A 23833-nucleotide genomic window follows, 5' to 3' on the forward strand; every position below is an offset into this window, starting at 1 on the left:
ATCTAAAAGCGAAAATCTAAATGGTCACTCAGACCATAGCAAAAAAAACATAAAGCCTCCATCCAATGAGATGTAATCTAACTTTTGGTTATCGACTTATAAACTCTCTAATAGAGCTTCTCATAATCTTGCATCATCAATTGAGCATTGATTTGACGCACGATTTCTAATACCACTCCTACGATAATAATTAAGCCAGCACCGGAAATGAGTAATGGTACATTAGTCTGTAATTGAGAACCAATTACTTGAGCTAACATTGGCATGACTGCGACAAAGCCTAAGAAAATTGCGCCTAAAAGGGTGATCTTTTGAGATACACTTCTTAAATAGTGTGCTGTTTCACTACCTGGACGAATGCCAGGAATATAGCTACCACGCTTTTGTAAGTTTTCTGCTACTTGGTCCGCATTGAAAGTAATTGATACGTAAAAGAATGTGAAGGCGATAACTAGTAGAAAATAGAGAGATAAATAAAGCCAATTATTAGCATTGAAATTATTTACTAACCATTTAGCTGTCTCAGCTAACCATGGCGTTCGAGCATTTTGAAAGAAAGCAGCAATTAAAGAAGGAAATGAAATGAAAGAAACAGCAAAAATAATTGGCACCATACCAGCTTGATTGATACGAAGGGGGAGAGTGGAACTTCCTGCTGTACCTCGAGCTTGCAGACCTGCATGGGTAATGGGAATAAGTCTTTGTGCTTCAGTAATAAGTATAATCAGTATAGTAAGCGCTACTGTGAACACCAATATGCCCAGCAAAGGGAGAAGATAAGAAGCATCAACTTGAGTAAGATCCAAGGCAGGACCAAGAATGAGTGGGATACCAGCCAAAATGTTAGCGAAAATTAAGACGGATATACCGTTACCAATGCCTTTTTCTGAAATAAGTTCACCAAGCCACATAGCCACCATAGTACCAGCAGTAACAGCTAGCATAATAAAAAGCATATTTCCCCAAGAAGCATCAGCTATGATCGGTGCCTGATCACCAGTCAGATTTAAATCCAATAAGCGAATCATACCGTAAGCCTGAAGAAAACCTAAAGGTACGGTAAGAAAACGAGTATATCGATTGATTTTTTCTCGACCAGCATCACCTTCTTTAGATAAATTCTCGAGGGAAGGAACAATAACTGCGAGCAATTGAACAATAATAGATGCGGTGATATAAGGAGAAATTCCCATCAACATAATAGAGAATCTCTCTAGTCCGCCTCCGGTCAATAAACTAAATGTGCCTAATAATTGATTGTTTTCCAACAGACCACGGATGCTATCAACATTTACACCAGGTACCGGTATATGAGCAAATAAACGGAAAAGCGCAACAATGAATAGAGTAAACAAAATCTTTCTGCGGATTTCTTTACTGTGAAAAATTTGTTTGATATGAAGCCACGTGGAATTCATGATAGGAAGCTTATTTTAATAGCTCAATAGTGCCACCAGCTTTCTCAATTGCTTCTTTCGCTTGTGCTGAACATGCATGGGCTTCAATATGAAGCTTTTTCTTCAACTCACCATAACCTAAAATCTTAACTCTCTTCTTAGTGGAGCTAATCAGGCCACTTTTCTTTAGTTCATCGATGGTTACTTTTTCACTTTTCAAGCCATCCAAATCAGCGATATTTACTACCTGAAAAAAAACTTTATTAACATTATTAAAACCACGCAATTGTGGTAATCGTTGAATTAAGGGAGTTTGATTACCTTCAAATCCAGGACGGAATTTACTACCAGCACGTGAGTTTTGTCCCTTACAGCCACGAGTAGAGAAACTACCGTGACCAGAGCCATCACCACGACCGACGCGCTTCTTATTTTTTCGAGCTTTGGGATGGGGAGCGAGTGTGTGTAACATAAAATATACTTATTAAAATCGCTATTATTATTTTTCCGTACCTTGAGCAGATTTAGCAGGTTCTTCTACCATACGCAAAGCTGCTAAAGCTTTTAAAGTTGCGTATGCAGTATTGATCTTATTGTTAGAACGGTGTGACTTACTCAAAATATTATTGATACCAGCTAGTTCTACTACAGTGCGTACTGAACCTCCTGCAATTACACCTGTTCCAGTATATGCAGGCATGAGGATTACTACTGAGCTTTTGAATTTACTTTTGACATGATGGGCAATGGTGTCTTTGAATAAAGCAACATTGATCATATTCTTCTTCGCCTGGTTGACTGCTTTTTTTACTGCAGTTGCCACTTCATCTGATTTTGCGATACCTAAGCCAACTTTCCCTTTGCGATTACCAACAACAACAGCGGCTCGAAAGCGCATTCTACGACCACCAGCCACTACACGAGTAACACGATCTACCTGGATGACTTGTTCATCAAATTCACTTCGAGGTCTAGGTGTGCGAGAAGAGTTATTCTTTTTCATAAATCAATCAAAACTTTTAAAATGTAAGACCAGCATCTCGTAGGCCGGAAGCAAGTGCCTTGACTCTACCATGGTAACGATAGCCATTGCGATCGAAAGCAATACGCTGGATTTTTTTTGCGAGAATTTTTTCTCCTAGCACTTTACCAATTTCATAAGCGCGTTCACTTTTGGTGCCCTTCATCTTTTCACTTAAATCACTGGAACTGGCAATGACAATATGATCTTGATCATTCATCAATTGACCATAAATATATTTCAGACTGCGGTATACCACTAGTCTAGGCAGATCACTACTTTTGAGCAGCTTAGCCTTAATGCGTTTGCGACGAGCGAGTCGAGAAAAATTTTTCGTATTCATACTAATTATTTAGCAGCTTTTTTACCTTCTTTACGAGCAACGTATTCACCCTTGAGACGAACACCTTTGCCCTTATAGGGTTCAGGCTTTTTCATTTGTCTAATGGTAGCAGCTGTTCGGCCAACAAGAGCTTTATCTACTCCAGTGATGACAATTTGAGTCTCATTGGGAACAGAAAAGACTATACCTTCTGGTGCTGGGAATTCAATAGCATGTGAGAAACCGAGGCTCAAATTGAGATTTTTCCCTTTCATACTCACACGATAGCCCACACCTTGGATTTCTAATTCTTTTTGATAGCCGTCAACTACACCTTTAACCATATTACCTAATTGAGTACGTACAGTACCATGTAGGCTGCCAGCAAGTTCTTGATTAACAATTTCTACTAAGACAATATTGTCTTTGGTTGAAATTGTTACGCCTGCGGGAAGAGTGAATTGTAAGCTTCCTTTGGGACCGCTGACAATACATACATTGTTTTGTACTTGTAACTGTACTTGAGCAGGAAGTGGAAGTGGGACTTTACCAATACGTGACATACAAAAATTTTTAAACTTATTACCAAACCTCACACAAAACTTCACCACCTAATCCTTGAGCCTGAGCATCCTTATTGGTCATAATACCTTTTGAGGTGGAAATGATAGCAATACCCAGACCATTGAGTACCTGAGGTAATTGTTTGGTGGGCACATAAATTCTCTGTCCAGGTTTACTGATCCTTTTCAAATGTACGTCTCTTTTTTTATTGTTCAGTTCAATTTCAATTTGCTCAAAACCATCCTTATCTTTGCCTTTTTGAACTGATGAGATATATCCTTCATTAGCTAGAATTTGGGCAACAGCAAAACAGATGTTGCTAAAATGCGCTTTGACACTATTTTGTCTAGCACGTCCGGCATTGCGGATTCTTGTTAATAAGTCAGAAATAAGATCACTATGCATATAAAATTAGATTACCATGAAGATTTACGAACTCCAGCCAACTCACCTTTATTAGCCATTTCTCGAACACAAATGCGACATAGGCCAAATAGTCTCAAATAACTTTTACCCCGACCGCATTTTTTGCAGCGATTATAAGCCCTCACCCATAATTTGGGAAGATGACCTTCTTTGCGAGCATTTGCCACTCTTCTTTGTAGCCGTGCATTTTTTACTAATAGTGCTGTTCTTGCCATAATTTTTAGTTAGTAGCTTTTTCTTTAAAAGGAAAACCAAATTTTCTTAATAACAGTTCAGATTTTTTGGCGTCGCTATTTTTGATTCCCACCGTAATTTCTAAACCAAAGGGGCGATAATCGTCATCAACTTTTATTTCCGGAAACATCATTGTTTCTTTTAGTCCTAAAGAATAATTACCGTTTTGGTCAAAACTGTGTACAGACACACCTCGAAAATCACGTACACGAGGAAGAACAATATTGATGAGTTTGCTTAAAAAGTCATACATCATTTCCCCACGAAGAGTGACCTTGATTCCATTAGGAGTTCCCTCACGTAATTTAAAGTTTGAGACGGATTTTTTTGCTCTGATAATTACTGGCTTTTGACCGGTGATTGAGGCAATTCCCTTCTCAATATTAGTAAAATCTTTGATTTGTTGTTTGGTGAACATACTACCAATACCAACATTCAACACAATTTTGCTTAAACGAGGTAAGGCAAGAATATTTTTTTCTCCAAGCTCTTTTTGTAGAGCAGGAACAACTGTTTTTAAGTAAATTTGACTCAATTTCATAAACTTATTTAAGAAAGAATTTCACCGCTTACCTTGGCATAGCGTACCTTTTTCTCTCCTTCAAAGCGATAACCAATACGAGTTGGTTTTTTACTTTCTGGATCGAGCAACATAACATTAGACACATGAATTGGTCTTTCGGTTTTGAGAATACCACCAGGAATATTTTGGCGAGCCTTTACATGACGGGTTACCAAATTAATCCCTTCGACCAAGATTTGATCTAATCTCGGGAAAGCTTGCAATACTTTACCTGTTTTCCCTTTATCTTTTCCGGCAATGACAATGATAACATCATTTTTCTTGATTTTCATAGACTTGTGATTAAACAACTTCAGGCGCTAATGATACGATTTTCATATAGCCCCGATCACGTAATTCTCGAGCTACAGGGCCAAATATGCGAGTGCCACGAGGATCTCCATCACCGCCAATAATGACCACTGCATTATCATCGAAGCGAACATAAGAACCATCTGTGCGGCGATATTCTTTTCGAGTACGGACTACGACAGCTTTTACGATCTCATGAGTTTTTACTGTACCATTAGGCAATCCGTCTTTTACGGCCCCAATAATCACATCCCCCACACGTGCATAGCGAGCCTTGGTAGAACCTAAGACCTTAATACACATAAGGCTTCTAGCTCCGGTATTGTCAGCGACATTTACAATCGTTTGTTGTTGAATCATAAACAGTAATTAGGATGCAGGGGAACTTTCTGAGGCTGGAACTGGAGCAGGGGCTGCCTCACTCTTCGCTTTCTTGGTACGTTTCTTATAAGGAAGCAAAAATTCTTTTTTCTGGGAAACATGTTGGGCGTCTTTTTTGTTCTGCTCTTTTAATTGTTTCTCACTTTCTTTTAACAATATTTTTTGTTCTTTTTCAGAGATCACACGCCAACGCTTCAATTTACTTAACGGTCTGGTTTCTACAATCGTAACTAGATCACCAACCTTAATGGTGGCGTCCTCATTGTGAGCATAAAACTTGGTACTCACTTTATACTGTTTCTTATATTTGGGATGAGCCTTTAAGCGATCCACTAGGACAGTAACTGTCTTTGCCATTTTTGTGCCGACAACGACACCAGTTTTAAATCTCATACTTTTGATGGTGAATTAAGAACAGTTTCTACGCTAGCAATATACTTTCTAGCCTTGTCAACGAGACTGGTATTTTTTTCAGCACCAGTGCGTACGGCTAAACTAACACGAAATTTTTCTTGTTTAGCTTTAAGAAGCTCTTTATTTAGTTCAACCACACTAAGGTTGCGAAGTTCAGCAAGGGTATACATATACTAGAATTTTTCTACAATTTTAAATTTAATAGGCAATTTGTGGCCGGCAAGAGTAAATGCTTCCATAGCTAATTCTTTGCTCACACCATCAATTTCAAATATCATATGACCAGGTTTTACTACCGCTGCATAAAACTCAACATTTCCCTTACCTGAACCCATGGGAACTTCAAGTGCCTTTTTTGTAAAAGGTTTATGAGGAAATACTCTAGTCCAGATTTTACCACCACGCTTCACGGCACGGGTCATTGCTTGACGTGCTGCTTCCAACTGGCGAGAAGTAATTCTGCCTCTGGTCATGGTTTTGAGTCCATATGTCCCAAAACATAACGTGGTTCCATTGGTGGCTGCGCCGGCCAATGTGTCTTTGTGCCACTTGCGATATTTAGTCTTCTTAGGCTGTAACATATGATATATAGGCCGTTTAAGGCCCTGTCATTATAAGTAAAAAAGTTTGTTAGTCAAATGCATTATGCAGCGATACTTTGTTCCTCTGGTTTCTTACTACCTTTAGCTTCTTGTACGCTGTTTTCTAGCACCGCTTCACGATCGAATACCAAACCACGATATACCCACACCTTGATACCAATTACACCATAAGTTGTTTGCGCGTGATAAATAGCATAATCCACATCGGCACGTAAAGTGTGAAGAGGAATATTGCCTTCTTTAAAACTTTCCCGTCGAGCGATATCAGCTCCGTTGAGGCGACCGCCGATAGCAATTTTGATACCAAGCGCTCCATCTTCCATTGCCTCTTGAATTGCGCCTTTGATTGCGCGGCGATAAGCTACTCGACGTTCTAACTGATGACCAACCTTCTGGGCCACTAAGGACGCTGTGGTATTGGCCTTGCGAATTTCAAAAATTTTAACCTCAATAGGTTTATTCATTACTCGCTTGAGCTCATCGCGAAGTTGATCGATATTAGCACCACTTTTACCAATGATTACGCCGGGTTTTGACGTGCGGATGGTAACTGTAATGCTTTGATTGTTGCGAGCAATATCAATACTGGCAACACCAGCATCAGATAATTTCTTATTGAGATACTGACGGATCTTAATATCATCTTGTACAGACTGCTCGTAATCTTTCTTACGAGAGCTAAACCAGTTTGAAGCCCAATTACGGATTACTGGCAAGCGGAAGGAAAATGGATGAACTTTTTGTCCCATAAAGCGATAGTTATTCTTTCATTGCTAATTCTACTGCTACGTATGACGTGCGCTTAAGTATTGGATGCCAGCGGCCACGAGATACTGCTAGACCACGCTTGAGTGCTGGCCCTTTGTTGACTACTATTTTTTCTACTTTAAGATTTTTGACTGGCACTTTGAAATTATTCTCTGCATTACTAGCGGCAGATTTGATTACTTTATAAAGTAATCCTGCACCTTTCTTGGGTAAATACTTCAAAAAGTTCAAAGCATAGTTAACATCTTTACCTTGTACTATTCCAGCAACTACTAGAAGTTTGTAAGGAGAGATTCGTAAATAGCGTGAATAGGCTTTCATATATCTTGATTATGCGTTAGGGGTTTCAGCTGCTCCAGGTAATTTGCCACCATGTTTTGTGAATTTCCTAGTAGGAGCAAATTCACCTAATTTGTGACCAACCATTTCTTCAGTAACAAATACAGGTACATGCGTCTTGCCATTGTGTACGGCGATTGAGTGGCCAACCATATCAGGATGAATACTAGAATCTCTCGCCCAGGTCTTAACCAATTTTTTTTGGCTAGACTTGTTGAGCTCTTGAATCTTCTTGAGCAACTTTGGATCTACATAGGGACCTTTTTTTGAACTTCTAGACATAAACTTTTTACTTTACTTTAGCTAAACCATGACTATCTCTCAGAATCCAACGATTAGTTCGCTTATTCTTACGAGTTTTCCAACCAAGAGCTGGTTTACCCCAAGGTGTCTTAGGATGTGGCATACCAATTGGATTTCTACCTTCACCACCGCCATGAGGGTGATCATTGGGATTCATTGCCTTTCCACGAACAGTAGGTCTGATACCTTTCCAACGATTGCGACCTGCTTTACCAATCTTCACATTCACAAACTCAGGATTGCTTAAAATACCTACTGTAGCCATACATTCTTTATTGAACAAACGAATTTCGCCAGATGGCATTTTTACTTGGGCATATTCTCCCTCTAAAGACATTAGTCTCGCACTACTTCCTGCTGTACGCACTGCTTGACCACCTCTACCTGGGTATATCTCCAAATTAAAAACATCAACACCTTCAGGAATGTTTTTGAGCATCATACGATTGCCTGGTTGCACTGGTGCTTTGGCAGCAGTAAGAATTTCAAAGCCTACTTTCACTTTTCCTGGTAAAAGGATATAGCGTTTGTCACCATCACGATAGTTCACAAGAGCTATTCTGACATTGCGATTAGGATCGTATTCAATAGTTTTGATTACCCCAGGAACATTCATCTTACCTGTGAAGTCAATCACACGATACATTTTACGATGACTGCCTGAGCCTCTGTGTCGGACAGTAATACGACCTTGATTATTACGACCAGCATTTTCTTTCAAGCGCTGCAGTAATTTCTTTTCAGGCTTAACATCACGAGTCAAAGTAGAAAAATCTTCTTTGCTTCCATGGCGTCTTCCGGGAGTGGTGGGTTTAAAGCTGAGTGTTGGCACAAACTTGTAGGTTAAATACTTTAAGCTAATTGCATTTTATTGAGATCGAGCTTTTCATCTTTTTTTAAAACAATGACAGCCTTCTTTCTTTCTTTTCTCTTCACTCTACCTCGGCCTGATATTTTCTTGGGCATGCGTAGGATCTTGATACTGACTGGACTTACACCATAGATGGTATGAATAGCTTGTGCAACATCGATCTTGTTGGCATCTTTGTTTACATAAAAAATGTAATGATTGCCAGCGGACTGAGAAACGCTCTTTTCACTAATTACTGGTGTAAGGAGCACATTATATAATTTGTTCATACTTATGCTTTAGATGATTTGGTTGAGGCTCTGCTTTTAGCTGGTTTTTTGCTAGCAACCTTTGGCTTAGCAGTTTTTGCTTTAGTGCTTTTCTTAACTGTTTTTTTCTCTGCTTGGCTCTCTTTCATAGTCTGTGCTTTGGCCAATGCTGCACCAAGCTCTTCATCTTCCATTACACCTTTAAATGTATAACTTCCCCACTTTTTCTCGATCAGAGGGAGTGCCTCCGTAATAAGTAGGATAAAGTCATGACTCAAAATGTCTAGAGTATTGATATTATTGTATGTTCTTGTCGTCACGGTAGAAATATTTCTGGTAGATAGTGTTACATTCTTATTTTTTTCTGGTACTACCAATAAAATTGAGCGACTAACTGGAAGGCTCTTCAATAATGTAACAACTGCCTTGGTGCTGATGGAGCTTATACCCATATCTTCAAGGCCAATAATATGACCTGATTGTGCTTTGGCTGAAAGCCCCATTAACAATGACTTGATCCGAACCTTGGCAGGTAAATCACGATGATAATTTTGCTCACCCGTCGGGCCAAATACACGACCACCTTTGCGCCATATTGGACTGCGAATAGTGCCGGCACGAGCATTACCTGTGCCTTTTTGACCATAAGGTTTTTTACCGCCACCTCTTCTTTCACTACGAGTCTTAACTTTGGCAGTGCCCTTGCGCTGATTGCCCAAGAAAATAGTAGTTACTAGATGAAGAAGACTTTTATTCACCTTGAGCCCAAAAATATTTTTAGGAAGAGCTAAGCTGGTTAACTCTTTGCCTTGCGAATTGTAAACTGGAATATTAAGCATATAGATATAAAGGCCGATTACTGCCAGATCTTAACAAAACTATTAATACCGCCGGGAAGGGGACCTTTGATGGCTAAAATACGCATTTCTTTATCCATAGCCACAATAGGGAGTTTCTTTAAAGTTACTGTATCAAGTCCCATATGTCCTGGTAATTTTCTTCCTTTGGCAACACGGCCTGGCCAAGTACGACCACCGAAACCACCAGGTTCACGATGATCTTCATGACCATGAGAATCAGGGTTACCCTTGAAACCATAGCGTTTAACCACACCTTGGAATCCTTTACCTTTTGAAATACCTGTTACATTTACAGTGTCACCCACTGCAAAAATCTCAATAGTTAATTGTGAGTCTTTCTCAATACCATCTATGCTCGCAAAACTAATCTCACGAATAAATGAGTAACTAGCATAAGGATTTCTCTTCATCTTATTTCGCGCTCCGGTAGCCAACACCAATGCTGCCTTACCATCTTTTTCAGCAGTTTTAACCTGAAGAACAGTATTAGGCTCGATCTCTACCAATGTCACGGATGTGAGATTGCCAGCTTGATCAGCCATTTGGGCCATGCCAATTTTTTTGCCTAGTAAACCTTTCATAGAATAAATAAGAGCGGTTAAATGAGCCTAAACAATAAAGCTTAAGCTGCTAACATCTTCACTTCAATTTCAACTCCCGCAGGGAGGGTGATGCTACTTAAAGCGTCAATTGTTTTTGAAGTGCTTTCGGTAATGTCAATAATTCTTTTGTGAGTACGAATTTCAAACTGATCACGAGCGTTCTTATGCACGAATGTGGATTTGAGCACGGTAAACTTTTTGATTCGAGTAGGAAGAGGAATAGGACCAGCAATTAATGCACCAGTTCTCTCTGCAGTTTCAATAATTACTTTAGCAGCAGCATCAATGACACGATGATCATATGCTCTTACCTTGATCCGAATTTTGGGTTTATTGCTCTGGGCCATAAAATACTCTGTTCAGCGATTAATTAGTAACCTTTGCTACCACACCCGCACCCACTGTACGACCACCTTCACGAATAGCAAAGCGAACACCATCTTCGATGGCAACTGGCACACTCAACTTAACTTTCATCTGAATATTGTCACCAGGCATAACCATTTCAACACCAGCTGGCAATTCAATTTCTCCAGTAACATCAGTAGTACGGATGTAAAATTGAGGCTTATAACCCTTAAAGAAAGGAGTATGACGACCACCTTCATCTTTACTCAAAATATATACCTCTGCATCAAATTCAGTATGAGGCTTAATACTACCAGTCTTAGCCAAAACCTGGCCACGTTCAATATCTTCACGCTCAATACCACGAAGTAGAAGGCCAACATTATCTCCAGCTTGACCTTGATCAAGAAGTTTCTTGAACATTTCAACTCCGGTAACCACAGTTTTGCGAGTGTCACGCAAACCAACAATTTCTACTTCTTCATTTACCTTTACCACACCCTGTTCAATTCTTCCTGTTGCCACAGTTCCACGTCCTTTAATTGAGAACACATCCTCAACTGACATCAAAAATGGTTTATCCAGAATACGAACTGGTTCTGGAATGGCACTGTCCAAAGTCTCAAGTAATTTAAGAATTGGTGCAGCCGCTTCAGCATCACCAGGATTCTGGAGTGCTTTGATAGCAGAACCACGAACGATAGGAGTACTAGCTCCATCGTATTTATATTTAGTAAGCAGATCACGGATTTCAACCTCAATCAAATCCAACAATTCAGGATCATCAACCAAATCCACCTTATTCAAGAACACTACAATATTCTTCACTCCAACCTGACTAGCCAAAAGAATATGCTCACGAGTTTGTGGCATAGGTCCATCGGCAGCAGAAACTACTAAAATCGCACCATCCATTTGAGCAGCACCGGTGATCATGTTCTTTACATAATCAGCATGACCAGGACAGTCAACGTGAGCATAGTGACGCTTGCCAGATTCATACTCTACATGGGCTGTAGCAATAGTTACGGTTTTGCTTGAGTCACGCTCAATACCACCCTTGGCAATGTCCTTATAGTCTTTTGCCTTACCCCAACCTTGCTTTTCTGCAACAGCAGTCAAAGCAGCGGTAAGAGTTGTTTTGCCATGGTCTACGTGACCAATGGTTCCTACATTTACATGAGGTTTTGTGCGTTGGAAAACATTGCTGTCAGCCATAAAACGTAAAGTGATTAAAAGTAAATTTTTATAAACAAAACTAATTGCTTGGAAAAAAGCGTCATGACTTTAACGGAAAAGATCTGGTTTGTAAAGCAATCTTTAGAAGAGCTTAGAGCTAAGTGCTAAGAGCCAAGATATTTAGCATCACTCTCAGCTCTTAGCTTTAAGCTTTTAGCTCTTTCACCTAGGCTCCTGTTCGCTCTTTAATAATCAACTCAGCAGCATTCTGAGGGACCTTTTCGTAAGCAAAAAATTCCATACTATACGCGGCTCTACCTTGGCTCATAGAGCGAAGGTCAGTGGCATAGCCGAACATATTAGCCAAAGGTACTTTAGCGCGGATAACTTTTGCCATACCGCGATCTTCCATAGATTCAATACGACCACGACGAGAGTTCAAATTGCCCATAATATCTCCCATAAATTCTTCTGGTGTGGTTGCTTCTACACTCATGATTGGTTCGAGCAAACATGGATCTGCTCTCTTACAACCATCTTTGAATGCCATAGAGGCAGCAACTTTGAAAGCAACTTCAGATGAGTCAACATCATGATAAGAACCATCAAATACGGCTGCTTTAACATCAACCATTGGATAGCCAGCGAGCACGCCGGTTTTCATTGATTCACGAATACCTTTATCAATAGCTGGAATAAACTCTTGAGGAATAATACCACCTTTAATTTCACTCTCAAATGAGTAACCGACTCCTGGTTCTACTGGATCAAGACGTAGCCATACATGACCGTATTGTCCGCGACCACCGCTTTGTTTGATATATTTACCCTCTTGTTCAGTGGTCTTCTGAATGGTTTCACGATATGCCACTTGAGGCTTACCAACATTTGCCTCAACTTTGAATTCTCTTTTCATGCGATCCACAATAATTTCCAAATGCAGTTCTCCCATACCCGCGATTAATGTTTGGCCCGTCTCTTCATTGCTAGATACTCGGAAAGTAGGATCTTCCTCAGCTAAACGACTGAGCGCAATACCCATTTTGTCTTGGTCTGCCTTGGTCTTTGGTTCAATCGCAATTTGAATAACTGGTTCAGGGAATTTAATAGATTCAAGTAGCAATGGGTGATCGGGATCACAAAGAGTGTTTCCTGTTACTGTATCTTTTAGACCAATTGCGGCTGCAATATCGCCAGCATGTACCTCTTCAATTTCTTGTCTGCTATTTGCATGCATTTGCACCAAGCGACCAATGCGCTCTTTATTGCCAGTAGATGAATTCATTACATAACTACCGGACTTTAATATACCTGAATAGACACGGAAGAATATCAATTTCCCCACAAAAGGATCACTAGCGATTTTGAATGCTAAACCACAGAAGTTTGCCTTATCATCGGGTTTGATCTCTACTGGTTGACCATCTTTAGGGGTGGTTGCTTGAATCGGTGGTAAATCTAAGGGACAGGGAAGGTAGTCAATAACAGCGTCAAGTACTAATTGAACACCCTTGTTTTGCAATGCTGTACCACAAAGAACAGGATAGAGTTTGCCACTAACCGTTGCCTTGCGCAAAGCTGCTTTGATTTCATCAGTACTAGGCTCAGCGCCCTCTAAAAACTTTTCCATCAAAGCATCATCATGTTCTGATACTTTTTCTACCAAGGTGGCGCGGTAGGAAGTGACTTCATCTTTAATCTCAGCGGGAATTTCCATTTCCACTATATTTTCTCCATGTTCGCCGTCAAAGGTGAAAGCCTTCATTTGTACCAAATCTACTATTCCTTTAAATGCGCCTTCTTTACCAATTGGATATTGGATAGCGACAGCATTTGGCGTTAAGCGTTTGTGGATAGATTCTAAGGTCATAAAAAAGTCCCCGCCAGTTTTGTCCATTTTGTTGGCAAAGGCAATGCGAGGCACGTGATATTTATCAGCTTGGCGCCATACTGTCTCAGATTGTGGTTCGACACCTTGAGAAGCATCAAATACTGCGACACCACCATCAAGTACGCGCAAAGATCTCTCTACCTCCACAGTAAAATCTACGTGTCCCGGAGTGTCGATCAAGTTGATCTGAATACCTTTCCAAGCACAAGTGGTGGCTGCTGAGGTGATAGTAATACCACGTTCACGCTCTTGTTCCATCCAGTCCATAGTTGCCTCACCTTCATGCACTTCACCGATTTTATAAGTTTTGCCAGTGTAGAAAAGAATACGCTCAGAGACAGTAGTCTTACCCGCATCAATGTGGGCGATGATACCAATATTACGTAGCTTCGTGAGATCAGCCATAAACTAAGAAATGAATAATAAATAATAACTAATTAAGCTTTGAACTTTTTAAAGTCGATAAAGCGCGAGCATTCTAAAAGAAAAGCTGCAAGTTGGCAATTTAACTCTTGGGAAAGATTTGTAAGACTTTAGATAGTATCTAATTACTCAGTCTGGGAAACAAACTTAACTAATGCGTCTGCACAAGGAATGATTTCTCTGGAATCATTACTGATAGTATTTGTTACTATGGTATCGCGAGGGACTCTCGGTGGTACATGGCCAAATAAGCAAGTAATAGTAGGAATTGCAGCACTTTCAGCCGTAGCTACAATATGACCTGTGGCCCTTACAGTTATAGTAGCCAGATGTGTGGATGATGCAATAGTGAATCCAATTTCTTGGTTTCTAAACCAATTACCACTTCGGTCTCCTCCTAATACATGTCTGATGCCTATTCTTAGCATGGCCACCACTTCTTTGGGTAATCTGCTAAATGCGCGTTCATATCGTTGTCGTTCTAATTCATCAGGGGAGTGTTCGCCAATGACTGATTCTGGTAGTAACTCTCGTATGCTCATAAACTTTGAAAAAGTACCACAATATCACAGCAAAATCTTATTGTGTCAATGATTTAACTCATCAACCTCGTGTCCTGTGAGATGGTTTGTTTATGGTTTGATCTCGGCGTTTTTTTCTAAGATATTCACCTATATTAATAAAATGAGCTGTCTCAGTGAGTTCTTCTGCCACAAAACCAGGGTGAGATATTACCACTACATTTTTCCCGTGTTCTTTTAAGTAGGCAAGTAGGGAATGAAAATCGCTATCTCCGGAAAAAAGGACAAAGGTATCATATTGAGACATCATGCGAATAGCATCTATCGCTAATTCGACATCCATATTGCCCTTAAAAAAGCCTTCTTCTTCTGGCTCTAGCGCATCACTTTTTTTAGTCTTATCTTGATGTTTTGTGCCTTTAGTGGTTCGGGGAGTAGTGATAAACTTCAAAGGTTTTTTTCTTACCACTATTCCCGCTTTTTCTAGAGTGGCAAAGTATTCCATTTGTTTTTCATACCCTTCCTGATAGGCAGAGTAAAAGTAGCACTTCACATCTTGATCAAAATTACGGAAAAATTGTAAAACCTTTTCATAATCTATCCGTACTCGTAATCTTTTACTGATGTAAAAAACATTACTAGAATCAATAAAAATGCTGACTCTACCTTGGAGAATTTCTGCAATATTGGTTTGGGGCATAAAGCTAATATGAAAAAAGGTACCTACTAAATGTAGAGTACCTTTTTTCATGCTGAGTCAGCAATGTTGTCTAAAAATATTTAGCAAAATGAGCAAATGCTTTGTTTGCCTCTGCCATACGATGCGTGTCATCACGTTTTTTGATAGCACCACCTTGGCTCTGGCTCGCTTCCAATAATTCAGCCGCTAATTTGTCAGCCATATCATCACCTTTTCGTTCTCGGGCAGCACCAATAATCCATCGTAATGCCAAAGTCTGGCGACGGTTTGGTTTTACTTCCATTGGAATTTGATAGTTGGAACCACCAATACGCCGTGCTTTTACTTCTACTAATGGGGCAACATTTTCAAATGCTAGGTGAAAGATATCATCAGCATTTTTCTTTTGTTCGCCAATTTTAGCGAAAGCACGATTCACAATGTCTACCGCAAGAGATTTCTTGCCGCGCATCATGACCATGTTGGTGAGCTTGTCTTTGAGAGTTATAACACGTTTTTTCATACACTATTACTTAGGACGTTTATTACCATATTTGCTTCTGCCTTGGCGACGAGCATCTACACCAGAGGTATCCAAGCTACCGCGAACAATATGGTAGCGAACACCAGGAAGATCTTTCACACGGCCACCACGAATAATTACTACAGAGTGCTCTTGCAAGTTGTGACCTTCACCAGGAATATAAGCTGTTACTTCTAGGCCATTACTAAGTTTCACACGAGCAATTTTTCGGATCGCTGAGTTTGGTTTCTTGGGTGTCATCGTTGTCACTTTGGTACAAACACCACGCTTCAGTGGTGCTCCACGTTTCAAGGGAACATCCACCTTTTTCAAAACATTGCGGGCAAATTGTAGTGCAGGAGACTTGGATTTTGCCCACACTTTCTTGCGTGGTTTGCGAATTAATTGATTAATTGTTGGCATAATATTTGTAAGCTGGGTTAAATTAACGAAAGGTTGTAAATCCGTCAAGCTAGGCTTGCAATCTCTTCTTCACTCAAAATCGGTTGTTCTACGGTCTTTCCTTCATACTCAGCCTTATAGATTTTGCCTGCTTTGATCAGTCGTCCAATGATCACATTCTCTTTGAGGCCGCGGAGATTATCTACTTTTTTAGTTACAGCAGCCTCCACCAAGACACGAATAGTTTCTTGGAATGAAGCAGCAGACAACCAGCTTTCAGTAGTAAGTGAAGTACGGATCAGACCTAGTAGTAAACGTTCGAAGCGAGCTGGTCGTTTCCCTTGCTCTTCTAGTTGTTTATTCACATTACCAATACGCAGGAAAGAAACTACTTGTCCTGGTAAATAGGTTGAGTCACCACTATCAACGATGCGCGCCTTAGAAAACATTTGGCGCACAATAATTTCGATATGCTTGTCATTGATAGTTTGTCCCTGGGCAGAATAAATGCTCTGCACTTCATTGATGATGTACTTTTGAGCGGTAAGAATATCGGTGAGGTTGATCAAATCTACTAAGTTCAAATGCCCATCAGTGAGTGTGCTGCCGGCCTTCACATTAGCTCCTTCTGGTACACGAAGAGGGGAGCGAGCAGAAATAACATATTCACGTTTTACTAATTCAGTATGTGCAATGGTAAGTTTGGTGCCAGATACTTTCACTTTGCCTCTATTGATAGCACGAATAACATCTTGATTTTTTTGGTTCTTGGCAATGATCTCTTTAGGATTCACTATCATTCCATCCTTTACCAAAGCAGTGTAACCCTCGATGTCATAAACATCACTGCCTAATTTATTGGCAGTAATGGTAACAGCATTTTGATTAGTTCTTCTTTCAATGCTCACTGTTCCATCAATTTCTACCAACACTGCTGGTGTCTTAGGCGTTCTTGCCTCAAATAATTCTTCCACACGAGGAAGACCTTGGGTGATATCCTTTACATCGGCAACTCCTCCAGAGTGGAAAGTTCTCATGGTTAGCTGGGTACCTGGTTCACCAATACTTTGGGCAGCAATAATACCAACGGCAGTACCTAGTTCCACAGTTTTATTGTAAGCCAGATCTCTACCGTAACATCGTTGACACACACCATCTATTGTCTCACAAGTGATTACTGAGCGAATAAAAATGGTATCAATATCTACTTTCTCTATTAGGCGTACTAAGTTTAAATCAATTTCATCACCCGCTTCAGCAAGTACTTCACCAGTCTTGGGATTAGTGATTGGTTGTGCCAATGTACGACCAAAAATACGATTGGTTAGTTTCTCACCAGCTTTTTTCGCTTCGGCAATAGCTATTGGATTGATTCCTTTAGTGCCACAGTCAATCTCTCTAACCACAAAATCTTGTACAGCATCAACGAGACGACGTGTTAGATAACCCGCATTGGCTGTTTTTAGTGCAGTGTCAGATTTACCTTTACGTCCACCATGTTGGGCAATGAAGTACTCCAATACGTGGAAGCCTTCAATAAAGTTGGAATTGATATTTAATTCAATTGTCTTTCCGGCAGGATTAGCTACCAGTCCTTTCATACCGGCAATCTGAGTAATCTGACTCCAAGTACCACGGGCTCCAGAATCAATTAAGGTGAACACTGTGCCATCTTTATCAATGATTTTAGTAATTTCCTTAGCAATATCTTCCTTAGCATTTTTCCACACCTTCAAAATATTAGTATAGCGTTCTTCATCAGTAAGCAGACCCTTGCGATACTTACGAATAACTTCAGTTACCAATTCACCAGCTTGCTCAAGCACTTCTTGTTTCTTGGCTGGTACCTGAAAATCATGCACAGCCAAACTAATTCCTGATTTGGTGGCAAATTTAAATCCTACTCGTTTGATTTCGTCAACCAATAAACTTGTCTTTTCTGGGCCACACTTTTCATAACAATCGCCAATTAATCCTCCCAATTCCTTTTTGTTCAAGGTCTTGTTTTGGAATCCTAATTCTTCAGGTAAAAAGCTGTTAAAAATTAAACGTCCTACCGTGGTGTCCACTAATTGATCTTTCACTCGGGCCTTGATCTTGTCTCGTAAGCCTACATAGCCGAGACGATAGGCTGTGATTGCTTCATGAATAGTGCCAAATACAATCTTAGATGCTTTCTTTCCTTCTTGAGTGAGATAATAGCAACCCAATACCATATCAAGAGATGGTGGGGTGATGGCTTGACCATCTGATGGCTTAAGTAAATTTTTAGCAGATAGCATCACTTCATGAGCTTCTTCCTGTGCTTGTACAGAAAGTGGAAGATGTACGGCCATTTGATCTCCATCGAAGTCAGCGTTGAATGCTGAACAAACAAGGGGATGCAGCTGAATAGCTTTGCCTTCAATGAGAACTGGTTGAAAAGCTTGAATACCCAGACGATGCAATGTCGGTGCACGATTCAAAAGAACATAATTCATTTGGGTAATTTCTTCCAAAGCATCCCATACTTCTGAGCGTTCCCATTCAATTAGTTTCTCGGCATTCTTAATATTGTGGGCATGACCTTTTTGAATTAATTTGCCAATAATAAATGGTTTGAATAACTCAAGTGCCATTTTCTTTGGTAATCCGCACTGATGGAGTTTCAATTTGGGACCAACTACAATTACAGAGCGACCAGAATAGTCAACGCGTTTGCCCAGCAGATTCTGACGGAATCGTCCTTGTTTTCCCTTAAGCATGTCGGAGAGACTCTTCAATTGTAATCGAGAAGATCCTGTTTTGGTTACAGCACGACCCGCACGCGCAGAATTGTTGATCAACGCGTCTACCGCTTCTTGCAACATACGCTTTTCATTGCGACAAATAACTTCTGGTGCGCCGATCTCTAATAAACGACGCAGGCGATTGTTGCGATTAATAATACGACGATAAAGATCATTGAGATCAGAGGCTGCATAGCGGCCACCGTCCAATGGAACCATAGGACGAATATCTGGTGGAATTACCGGTAATATAGTCATTACTGTCCATTCAGGACGAATACCAGATTTAATCAAATTTCCTACTAGCATGAGACGCTTACTGATTTTTTTACGCTTTTGCCCTTGAGCATTCTTTAACTCTTCACGTAATTCTCTTAATAAACTCACTAAATCAATATTTTCGATTACATCACGGATTGCTTGAGCACCGATACCAGCGCGAAATACATGACCAAATTTCATGGATAAATCACGATATTTCAATTCGGATACCACTGCGTACTTTTCAATACTCTTAAGATCTTCTCGCGCCTTTTCAAAATTCTCTGTGAGTAGGCTCAATTCTTCTGCTTGTTCTTCTTGATATTTCTGCAGCTCTTTAGCGGCTGCTTTTTGGACACGCATTTCATTTGCTTTCTGCTCGTAAGTTTCTTGCATGCGCTTGCTACGATTGCGATAATCGTGTTCCAACTCTTTAACTGCAGAGGCTTTTGCTTCTTGATTCACATCCTCAATGATGTAACTAGCAAAGTAAACTACCTGTTCGAGGGTTTTGATTGAAAGATTGAGCAGCAAACCAATACGAGAAGGAGTAGAACGCAAAAACCAAATATGAGTTACTGGTACAGCTAATTTAATATGTCCCATGCGTTCACGACGGACTGATGAACGGGTAACTTCTACACCACAGCGATCACAGACGATATTTTTATACCGGACTTTTTTATATTTTCCACAGTAACATTCCCAATTTTTGGTAGGGCCAAATATTCTTTCGCAGAATAGCCCATCGCGCTCTGGTTTCTGGGTGCGATAATTAATAGTTTCCGGCTTGGTGACTTCGCCATATGACCAAGAGAGAATCTGCTCTGGTGATGCTACCGATACTGCAATAGCATCGAAATCATGAGGAATGTAGCTTTTGTCTTGGCGATGAAATGATTGTGCCATAAGTTATAAGCAATGTTATAAAAATAGAAGATTGAAATTATGCTTGTGGTGTGTCTGTATTTGCTTGCACAGGAGCTGCTGCTGGAGCTTCAGCTGGTACTTCGCTACTAGCTCTTGGCTCATGATGAGCGGTTACTTTTGCTGCTTGTTGTCTTTCTAAGAATGCATCAACATTACCACTTAAGAGTTCATTGAAATTGAAGTCTTCTGAAGGCACCTGTTCTCGGCTATAAAGATCAACATTCAAACCTAAACTCTGTAACTCACGTACCAATACGTTGAATGATTCTGGTGTGCGAGGTTTCTTGATTGGCTCGCCTTTGACAATTGCTTCATAAGCTTTTGATCTTCCGACAACATCATCTGATTTAATAGTCAGCATTTCTTGTAAAGTATAGGCAGCACCATAGGCCTCAAGTGCCCATACTTCCATTTCCCCAAATCTCTGGCCACCATGTTGTGCTTTGCCTCCCAACGGTTGTTGAGTAACCAATGAATATGGTCCGATAGAACGAGCATGAATCTTGTCATCTACCAGATGTGACAGCTTCATAATATAAGTCACGCCCACCAATGTTTCATTATCAAACGGTTCGCCAGTGGTACCATCATACAATTGTACTTTTCCTGTTTTCGTAATGCCTGCTTTTGCTTGTAGGTCACGAATAGTTTGTTCAGAAATACCGTTTAATACTGGTGTTGCCACTTTGAATCCTAATTGACGAGCCGCCCAACCTAATTCGGCTTCTAGTAATTGACCAATGTTCATACGACTCACCACACCGAGGGGATTGAGCACGATATCTACTGGTGTTCCGTCAGCGAGATAGGGCATGTCCTCAATTTTTACAATGCGAGAAATAACACCCTTATTTCCATGACGGCCTGCTAATTTATCACCAACTTGCAAACGTTTAATTTGAGCCACGCTAACTACCACTTGTTTAATTACTCCAGTTGGTAATTCGTCACCTTTGTCTCTAGAAAAAACTTTAATGCCCACCACTTTACCTTGGCTGCCTCCGGGCATTCGTAAACTACTATCTTTCGCTTCACGTGCTTTCTCACCGAAAATTGCTCGTAATAATCTTTCTTCAGCCGTTAATTCGGTTTCACCCTTGGGTGTCAATTTGCCAACTAATATATCACTTTCTTTTACTTCAGCACCAATTCGGATAATGCCATCTTCATCGAGATTTTTTAATTTATCTTCACCAATATTAGGAATATCACGAGTAATTTCTTCAGGTCCAAGCTTGGTATCGCGAACATCTACAGGATAATCTTCAATATGAATTGAAGAATAACAATCATTCTTAATTATTGTTTCAGAAATAAGAATGGCATCTTCGAAATTTCCTCCTTGCCATGGCATATAAGCTACTAGTAGATTTCTGCCAAGAGCTAATTCTCCTTGGTCAGTTGCTGGGCCATCAGCCAGAACATCACCCTTTTTTACTTTTTGATGTTTTTCTACAATAGGGCGTTGATGAATACAGGTGCCTTGATTAGAGCGAGAAAATGTATTGAGTTCATACGTCACTTTTTTACCAGCACTGGTAATCATAGTGATATGAGTAGCATCTACATAAGAAATCTCTCCATCGTCTTCAGCGATAACAACTTGTTGAGAATTAACAGCAGCAAAACCTTCCATACCAGTACCAACTACTGGAGCCTCAGGTAAAATCAAAGACACTGCTTGACGTTGCATATTTGATCCCATCAAAGCTCTAGCTCCTTCATCATGTTCTACGAAAGGAATAAGGGAGGTAGATACTGACACTACTTGTTTTGGAGCAATATCAATATGGGTCAACTCTTTGATATGATACAAAGCAGCTTCACCATCTCTACGTGCAGAAACACGATTCTCCACGAATTCTCCCATGTCATTTAATGACGCGGTAGCTTGCGATACGACAAAATCAGTCTCTTCATCAGCATCATAGTATTGAACAAATTCAGTGACAAAAGGGCGTACTTGCACTTCTTTTAAGTCCTTTAATTTGCTCAAAATGGCAAGCTCTTTCTTACCTATTACAGAACGATCAGCAATTAGTTCTTTCTTCGTTTTTGGATCAAAAATAGCTTCGCCAAGAGTGCGGCCTAGTAAATTTTTTTCTTTATTTGGCACCACACTAGCTACCTTACGGTAGGGTGTTTCAATGAAACCATGCTCATTGATGCGTGCATATGTGGCCATATGTACTACCAAACCAATATTTGGTCCTTCTGGAGTGGCAATGGGACAAATACGGCCATAATGAGTACGATGTACATCACGAACGTCAAATGATGCTCGTTCACGAGTAAGTCCTCCCGGTCCAGTGGCTGATAGACGTCGTTTGTGATCAAGCTCAGACAAAGGATTGGTTTGATCCATAAATTGAGACAATTGAGAGCTGGCGAAAAATTCTCTCATGGCAGCAATAATAGGACGAGCATTGATCAACTGGGTTGGTACCACAGTCTCTAGATCTAGTACTGTCATGCGATCTTTACAAATACGTTCAGTACGCAATAAACCTACGCGAAACTTATTTTGCGCCAATTCACCAACTGGACGGACCCGGCGATTACCTAAATGATCAATGTCATCTTCTGTTGCGCTTGGGGTATTATTAAGTCTAATAATTTCTTTGATAATAAGCACCAGGTCATCTACTTGGAAAACACGATGCTCTCGGTCTATTGATGTTTTGACTGCGAGTCGTTTGTTGATCTTATATCTGCCCACACGACCAATATCATAGTGGCGATAATCAAAAAACATAGATTGTAATAGAGATTTAGCATTCTCTGAAGTAGCTAAATCACCTGGGCGAATACGTTTGTAAACAGCCTGCAATCCTTCTTCTTCATTACTAGTACTGTCTCTTTCTAGAGTAGATAAAACGAAATCAATTTCCGCTCCTTCACTGGCACCTTTGAATAAATCCAAAATATCCTTATCTTTGCCAAAGCCAAATGCTCTTAATAAAGCGGTCACCGGCACCTTTCTTTTGCGATCAACTTTTACGGTGATCACACCCTTTTTACCAGTTTCAATTTCTAACCACGCTCCCCGATTAGGAATGATTTTTGCGCCAAAGAAACCAGTGTTTTCATCTTTGGTAAAAATAACACCAGGTGAGCGCACAATCTGACTAATTACCACGCGCTCTACACCATTGATAATGAATGTCCCCCGGGGGGTCATCATTGGTAAATTGCCCAAAAACACCTCTTGTTCTTTCACTTCACCGGTGACTTTATTAATTAGCTGCACCTGACAGCGTAAGGGGGATTCATAAGTGATATTTTTCTCCCTGGCCACCTTTTCATCATACTTTGGCTTATCCAACATATGTTTAAGAAAATGAAGCTCAAGATTTTTACCGGTAAAATCTTGAATAGGATTTACTTCTTCCAATAATTCTTGGATACCTTCTTCCAGGAACCAACGGTACGAATCGAGCTGTATTTCAATCAAATTGGGCAAATCTAAAATATCTGCTGCTGGAGTGAAGTACTTGCGCTCAGTAAAAGATTGGGCCATAAGCGTGGAGAACTTATTAAATAAAAATAATCAGAGCAAAAGACTGTTCTCGGGTCCCTACTAGGCAGGAACATAATTACCGGTAGTCTAACAGATAGTATCGAGACTATAGTGAGACATTACTTCCCTGTCAACAAAAAGTGCACTGTATGAAGGCAAAAG

Annotated in this window: 29 protein-coding genes; all 29 read right to left on the reverse strand. The window is 40.2% G+C overall.

The annotated features are described in order from the left end of the window. Nucleotides 1-107 precede the first annotated feature (107 nt). Nucleotides 108-1418 carry a preprotein translocase subunit SecY gene (gene secY / locus HY817_00695; GenBank protein MBI4835757.1) on the reverse strand — a complete coding sequence of 437 codons (1311 nt, stop codon included), beginning with the start codon at nt 1416-1418 and terminating at the stop codon, nt 108-110. A 10-nt stretch (nt 1419-1428) separates the two neighbouring features. Beyond that, nucleotides 1429-1869 (reverse strand): 50S ribosomal protein L15, encoded by a 441-nt coding sequence (gene rplO, locus HY817_00700; protein ID MBI4835758.1) that lies wholly within the window; start codon nt 1867-1869, stop codon nt 1429-1431. 27 nt (nt 1870-1896) lie between these two features. Further along, on the reverse strand, nt 1897-2400 hold the full coding sequence (gene rpsE, locus HY817_00705; GenBank protein MBI4835759.1) for a 30S ribosomal protein S5: 504 nt from the start codon (nt 2398-2400) through the stop codon (nt 1897-1899). 16 nt (nt 2401-2416) lie between these two features. After that, nucleotides 2417-2761: a 50S ribosomal protein L18 gene (locus HY817_00710; GenBank protein ID MBI4835760.1), complete on the reverse strand. Its 345-nt coding sequence runs from the start codon at nt 2759-2761 to the stop codon at nt 2417-2419. A 5-nt stretch (nt 2762-2766) separates the two neighbouring features. Next, a complete protein-coding gene (rplF, locus tag HY817_00715) occupies nt 2767-3303 on the reverse strand; it encodes a 50S ribosomal protein L6 (GenBank protein ID MBI4835761.1) in 537 nt (178 codons plus the stop codon). Between the two features lie 19 nt (nt 3304-3322). Further along, a complete protein-coding gene (rpsH, locus tag HY817_00720) occupies nt 3323-3709 on the reverse strand; it encodes a 30S ribosomal protein S8 (protein ID MBI4835762.1) in 387 nt (128 codons plus the stop codon). An 11-nt stretch (nt 3710-3720) separates the two neighbouring features. Continuing rightward, nucleotides 3721-3945: a type Z 30S ribosomal protein S14 gene (locus tag HY817_00725; GenBank protein MBI4835763.1), complete on the reverse strand. Its 225-nt coding sequence runs from the start codon at nt 3943-3945 to the stop codon at nt 3721-3723. 5 nt (nt 3946-3950) lie between these two features. Beyond that, nucleotides 3951-4505 carry a 50S ribosomal protein L5 gene (gene rplE, locus HY817_00730; GenBank protein MBI4835764.1) on the reverse strand — a complete coding sequence of 185 codons (555 nt, stop codon included), beginning with the start codon at nt 4503-4505 and terminating at the stop codon, nt 3951-3953. A gap of 8 nt (nt 4506-4513) precedes the next feature. Further along, on the reverse strand, nt 4514-4819 hold the full coding sequence (gene rplX, locus HY817_00735; protein MBI4835765.1) for a 50S ribosomal protein L24: 306 nt from the start codon (nt 4817-4819) through the stop codon (nt 4514-4516). A gap of 10 nt (nt 4820-4829) precedes the next feature. Next, nucleotides 4830-5198 carry a 50S ribosomal protein L14 gene (gene rplN / locus HY817_00740; GenBank protein MBI4835766.1) on the reverse strand — a complete coding sequence of 123 codons (369 nt, stop codon included), beginning with the start codon at nt 5196-5198 and terminating at the stop codon, nt 4830-4832. Nucleotides 5199-5207: 9 nt separating this feature from the next. Beyond that, nucleotides 5208-5612: a 30S ribosomal protein S17 gene (gene rpsQ / locus HY817_00745; protein MBI4835767.1), complete on the reverse strand. Its 405-nt coding sequence runs from the start codon at nt 5610-5612 to the stop codon at nt 5208-5210. Continuing rightward, a complete protein-coding gene (rpmC, locus tag HY817_00750; protein ID MBI4835768.1) occupies nt 5609-5803 on the reverse strand; it encodes a 50S ribosomal protein L29 in 195 nt (64 codons plus the stop codon). Before rpmC ends, rpsQ begins: the two co-directional genes overlap by 4 nt. Nucleotides 5804-5806: 3 nt before the next feature. Next, complete coding sequence (rplP, locus tag HY817_00755; protein MBI4835769.1) at nt 5807-6214, reverse strand: 50S ribosomal protein L16; 408 nt, start codon at nt 6212-6214, stop codon at nt 5807-5809. A gap of 62 nt (nt 6215-6276) precedes the next feature. Beyond that, nucleotides 6277-6984 carry a 30S ribosomal protein S3 gene (rpsC, locus tag HY817_00760; GenBank protein ID MBI4835770.1) on the reverse strand — a complete coding sequence of 236 codons (708 nt, stop codon included), beginning with the start codon at nt 6982-6984 and terminating at the stop codon, nt 6277-6279. A gap of 10 nt (nt 6985-6994) precedes the next feature. Continuing rightward, a complete protein-coding gene (rplV, locus tag HY817_00765) occupies nt 6995-7324 on the reverse strand; it encodes a 50S ribosomal protein L22 (GenBank protein MBI4835771.1) in 330 nt (109 codons plus the stop codon). A 9-nt stretch (nt 7325-7333) separates the two neighbouring features. Further along, nucleotides 7334-7624 carry a 30S ribosomal protein S19 gene (gene rpsS, locus HY817_00770; GenBank protein MBI4835772.1) on the reverse strand — a complete coding sequence of 97 codons (291 nt, stop codon included), beginning with the start codon at nt 7622-7624 and terminating at the stop codon, nt 7334-7336. A 7-nt stretch (nt 7625-7631) separates the two neighbouring features. Continuing rightward, on the reverse strand, nt 7632-8477 hold the full coding sequence (rplB, locus tag HY817_00775; protein ID MBI4835773.1) for a 50S ribosomal protein L2: 846 nt from the start codon (nt 8475-8477) through the stop codon (nt 7632-7634). Nucleotides 8478-8497: 20 nt separating this feature from the next. Continuing rightward, nucleotides 8498-8785, reverse strand: coding sequence for a 50S ribosomal protein L23 (locus HY817_00780; protein MBI4835774.1), 288 nt, complete (start codon nt 8783-8785; stop codon nt 8498-8500). Nucleotides 8786-8787: 2 nt separating this feature from the next. After that, the gene (gene rplD, locus HY817_00785; protein ID MBI4835775.1) at nt 8788-9603 is read right to left on the reverse strand and encodes a 50S ribosomal protein L4; all 816 of its coding nucleotides are present in this window, start codon (nt 9601-9603) and stop codon (nt 8788-8790) included. Between the two features lie 17 nt (nt 9604-9620). Then, nucleotides 9621-10205 (reverse strand): 50S ribosomal protein L3, encoded by a 585-nt coding sequence (rplC, locus tag HY817_00790; GenBank protein ID MBI4835776.1) that lies wholly within the window; start codon nt 10203-10205, stop codon nt 9621-9623. A 41-nt stretch (nt 10206-10246) separates the two neighbouring features. Next, the gene (gene rpsJ, locus HY817_00795) at nt 10247-10573 is read right to left on the reverse strand and encodes a 30S ribosomal protein S10 (GenBank protein MBI4835777.1); all 327 of its coding nucleotides are present in this window, start codon (nt 10571-10573) and stop codon (nt 10247-10249) included. 19 nt (nt 10574-10592) lie between these two features. Continuing rightward, nucleotides 10593-11792 carry an elongation factor Tu gene (gene tuf, locus HY817_00800; GenBank protein ID MBI4835778.1) on the reverse strand — a complete coding sequence of 400 codons (1200 nt, stop codon included), beginning with the start codon at nt 11790-11792 and terminating at the stop codon, nt 10593-10595. A gap of 187 nt (nt 11793-11979) precedes the next feature. Beyond that, complete coding sequence (gene fusA, locus HY817_00805) at nt 11980-14049, reverse strand: elongation factor G (protein ID MBI4835779.1); 2070 nt, start codon at nt 14047-14049, stop codon at nt 11980-11982. A gap of 143 nt (nt 14050-14192) precedes the next feature. Continuing rightward, complete coding sequence (locus tag HY817_00810) at nt 14193-14609, reverse strand: hypothetical protein (GenBank protein ID MBI4835780.1); 417 nt, start codon at nt 14607-14609, stop codon at nt 14193-14195. A gap of 61 nt (nt 14610-14670) precedes the next feature. Continuing rightward, nucleotides 14671-15339, reverse strand: coding sequence for an NYN domain-containing protein (locus HY817_00815; GenBank protein MBI4835781.1), 669 nt, complete (start codon nt 15337-15339; stop codon nt 14671-14673). A 19-nt stretch (nt 15340-15358) separates the two neighbouring features. Continuing rightward, the gene (gene rpsG, locus HY817_00820) at nt 15359-15790 is read right to left on the reverse strand and encodes a 30S ribosomal protein S7 (GenBank protein ID MBI4835782.1); all 432 of its coding nucleotides are present in this window, start codon (nt 15788-15790) and stop codon (nt 15359-15361) included. 6 nt (nt 15791-15796) lie between these two features. Next, nucleotides 15797-16213, reverse strand: a complete 417-nt coding sequence (gene rpsL, locus HY817_00825) for a 30S ribosomal protein S12 (protein MBI4835783.1) — start codon at nt 16211-16213, stop codon at nt 15797-15799. Nucleotides 16214-16257: 44 nt separating this feature from the next. After that, nucleotides 16258-20130 (reverse strand): DNA-directed RNA polymerase subunit beta', encoded by a 3873-nt coding sequence (gene rpoC, locus HY817_00830; GenBank protein MBI4835784.1) that lies wholly within the window; start codon nt 20128-20130, stop codon nt 16258-16260. Between the two features lie 37 nt (nt 20131-20167). Next, entirely contained in the window at nt 20168-23671 is a 3504-nt protein-coding gene (locus HY817_00835) for a DNA-directed RNA polymerase subunit beta (protein ID MBI4835785.1), read from the reverse strand. Nucleotides 23672-23833: the final 162 nt, after the last annotated feature.

It is taken from the genome of Candidatus Abawacabacteria bacterium, assembly GCA_016207805.1.
Lineage (GTDB): Bacteria > Patescibacteriota > Gracilibacteria > RBG-16-42-10 > RBG-16-42-10 > JACQZO01.

What these genes read in the sequence shown, in the direction of transcription:
- secY (MBI4835757.1), bottom strand. Translation starts at nt 1,418, where the DNA reads ATGAATTCCACGTGGCTTCATATCAAACAAATTTTTCACAGTAAAGAA.
- rplO (MBI4835758.1), bottom strand. Translation starts at nt 1,869, where the DNA reads ATGTTACACACACTCGCTCCCCATCCCAAAGCTCGAAAAAATAAGAAG.
- rpsE (MBI4835759.1), bottom strand. Translation starts at nt 2,400, where the DNA reads ATGAAAAAGAATAACTCTTCTCGCACACCTAGACCTCGAAGTGAATTT.
- HY817_00710 (MBI4835760.1), bottom strand. Translation starts at nt 2,761, where the DNA reads ATGAATACGAAAAATTTTTCTCGACTCGCTCGTCGCAAACGCATTAAG.
- rplF (MBI4835761.1), bottom strand. Translation starts at nt 3,303, where the DNA reads ATGTCACGTATTGGTAAAGTCCCACTTCCACTTCCTGCTCAAGTACAG.
- rpsH (MBI4835762.1), bottom strand. Translation starts at nt 3,709, where the DNA reads ATGCATAGTGATCTTATTTCTGACTTATTAACAAGAATCCGCAATGCC.
- HY817_00725 (MBI4835763.1), bottom strand. Translation starts at nt 3,945, where the DNA reads ATGGCAAGAACAGCACTATTAGTAAAAAATGCACGGCTACAAAGAAGA.
- rplE (MBI4835764.1), bottom strand. Translation starts at nt 4,505, where the DNA reads ATGAAATTGAGTCAAATTTACTTAAAAACAGTTGTTCCTGCTCTACAA.
- rplX (MBI4835765.1), bottom strand. Translation starts at nt 4,819, where the DNA reads ATGAAAATCAAGAAAAATGATGTTATCATTGTCATTGCCGGAAAAGAT.
- rplN (MBI4835766.1), bottom strand. Translation starts at nt 5,198, where the DNA reads ATGATTCAACAACAAACGATTGTAAATGTCGCTGACAATACCGGAGCT.
- rpsQ (MBI4835767.1), bottom strand. Translation starts at nt 5,612, where the DNA reads ATGAGATTTAAAACTGGTGTCGTTGTCGGCACAAAAATGGCAAAGACA.
- rpmC (MBI4835768.1), bottom strand. Translation starts at nt 5,803, where the DNA reads ATGTATACCCTTGCTGAACTTCGCAACCTTAGTGTGGTTGAACTAAAT.
- rplP (MBI4835769.1), bottom strand. Translation starts at nt 6,214, where the DNA reads ATGTTACAGCCTAAGAAGACTAAATATCGCAAGTGGCACAAAGACACA.
- rpsC (MBI4835770.1), bottom strand. Translation starts at nt 6,984, where the DNA reads ATGGGACAAAAAGTTCATCCATTTTCCTTCCGCTTGCCAGTAATCCGT.
- rplV (MBI4835771.1), bottom strand. Translation starts at nt 7,324, where the DNA reads ATGAAAGCCTATTCACGCTATTTACGAATCTCTCCTTACAAACTTCTA.
- rpsS (MBI4835772.1), bottom strand. Translation starts at nt 7,624, where the DNA reads ATGTCTAGAAGTTCAAAAAAAGGTCCCTATGTAGATCCAAAGTTGCTC.
- HY817_00780 (MBI4835774.1), bottom strand. Translation starts at nt 8,785, where the DNA reads ATGAACAAATTATATAATGTGCTCCTTACACCAGTAATTAGTGAAAAG.
- rplD (MBI4835775.1), bottom strand. Translation starts at nt 9,603, where the DNA reads ATGCTTAATATTCCAGTTTACAATTCGCAAGGCAAAGAGTTAACCAGC.
- rplC (MBI4835776.1), bottom strand. Translation starts at nt 10,205, where the DNA reads ATGAAAGGTTTACTAGGCAAAAAAATTGGCATGGCCCAAATGGCTGAT.
- rpsJ (MBI4835777.1), bottom strand. Translation starts at nt 10,573, where the DNA reads ATGGCCCAGAGCAATAAACCCAAAATTCGGATCAAGGTAAGAGCATAT.
- tuf (MBI4835778.1), bottom strand. Translation starts at nt 11,792, where the DNA reads ATGGCTGACAGCAATGTTTTCCAACGCACAAAACCTCATGTAAATGTA.
- fusA (MBI4835779.1), bottom strand. Translation starts at nt 14,049, where the DNA reads ATGGCTGATCTCACGAAGCTACGTAATATTGGTATCATCGCCCACATT.
- HY817_00810 (MBI4835780.1), bottom strand. Translation starts at nt 14,609, where the DNA reads ATGAGCATACGAGAGTTACTACCAGAATCAGTCATTGGCGAACACTCC.
- HY817_00815 (MBI4835781.1), bottom strand. Translation starts at nt 15,339, where the DNA reads ATGAAAAAAGGTACTCTACATTTAGTAGGTACCTTTTTTCATATTAGC.
- rpsG (MBI4835782.1), bottom strand. Translation starts at nt 15,790, where the DNA reads ATGAAAAAACGTGTTATAACTCTCAAAGACAAGCTCACCAACATGGTC.
- rpsL (MBI4835783.1), bottom strand. Translation starts at nt 16,213, where the DNA reads ATGCCAACAATTAATCAATTAATTCGCAAACCACGCAAGAAAGTGTGG.
- rpoC (MBI4835784.1), bottom strand. Translation starts at nt 20,130, where the DNA reads ATGGCACAATCATTTCATCGCCAAGACAAAAGCTACATTCCTCATGAT.
- HY817_00835 (MBI4835785.1), bottom strand. Translation starts at nt 23,671, where the DNA reads ATGGCCCAATCTTTTACTGAGCGCAAGTACTTCACTCCAGCAGCAGAT.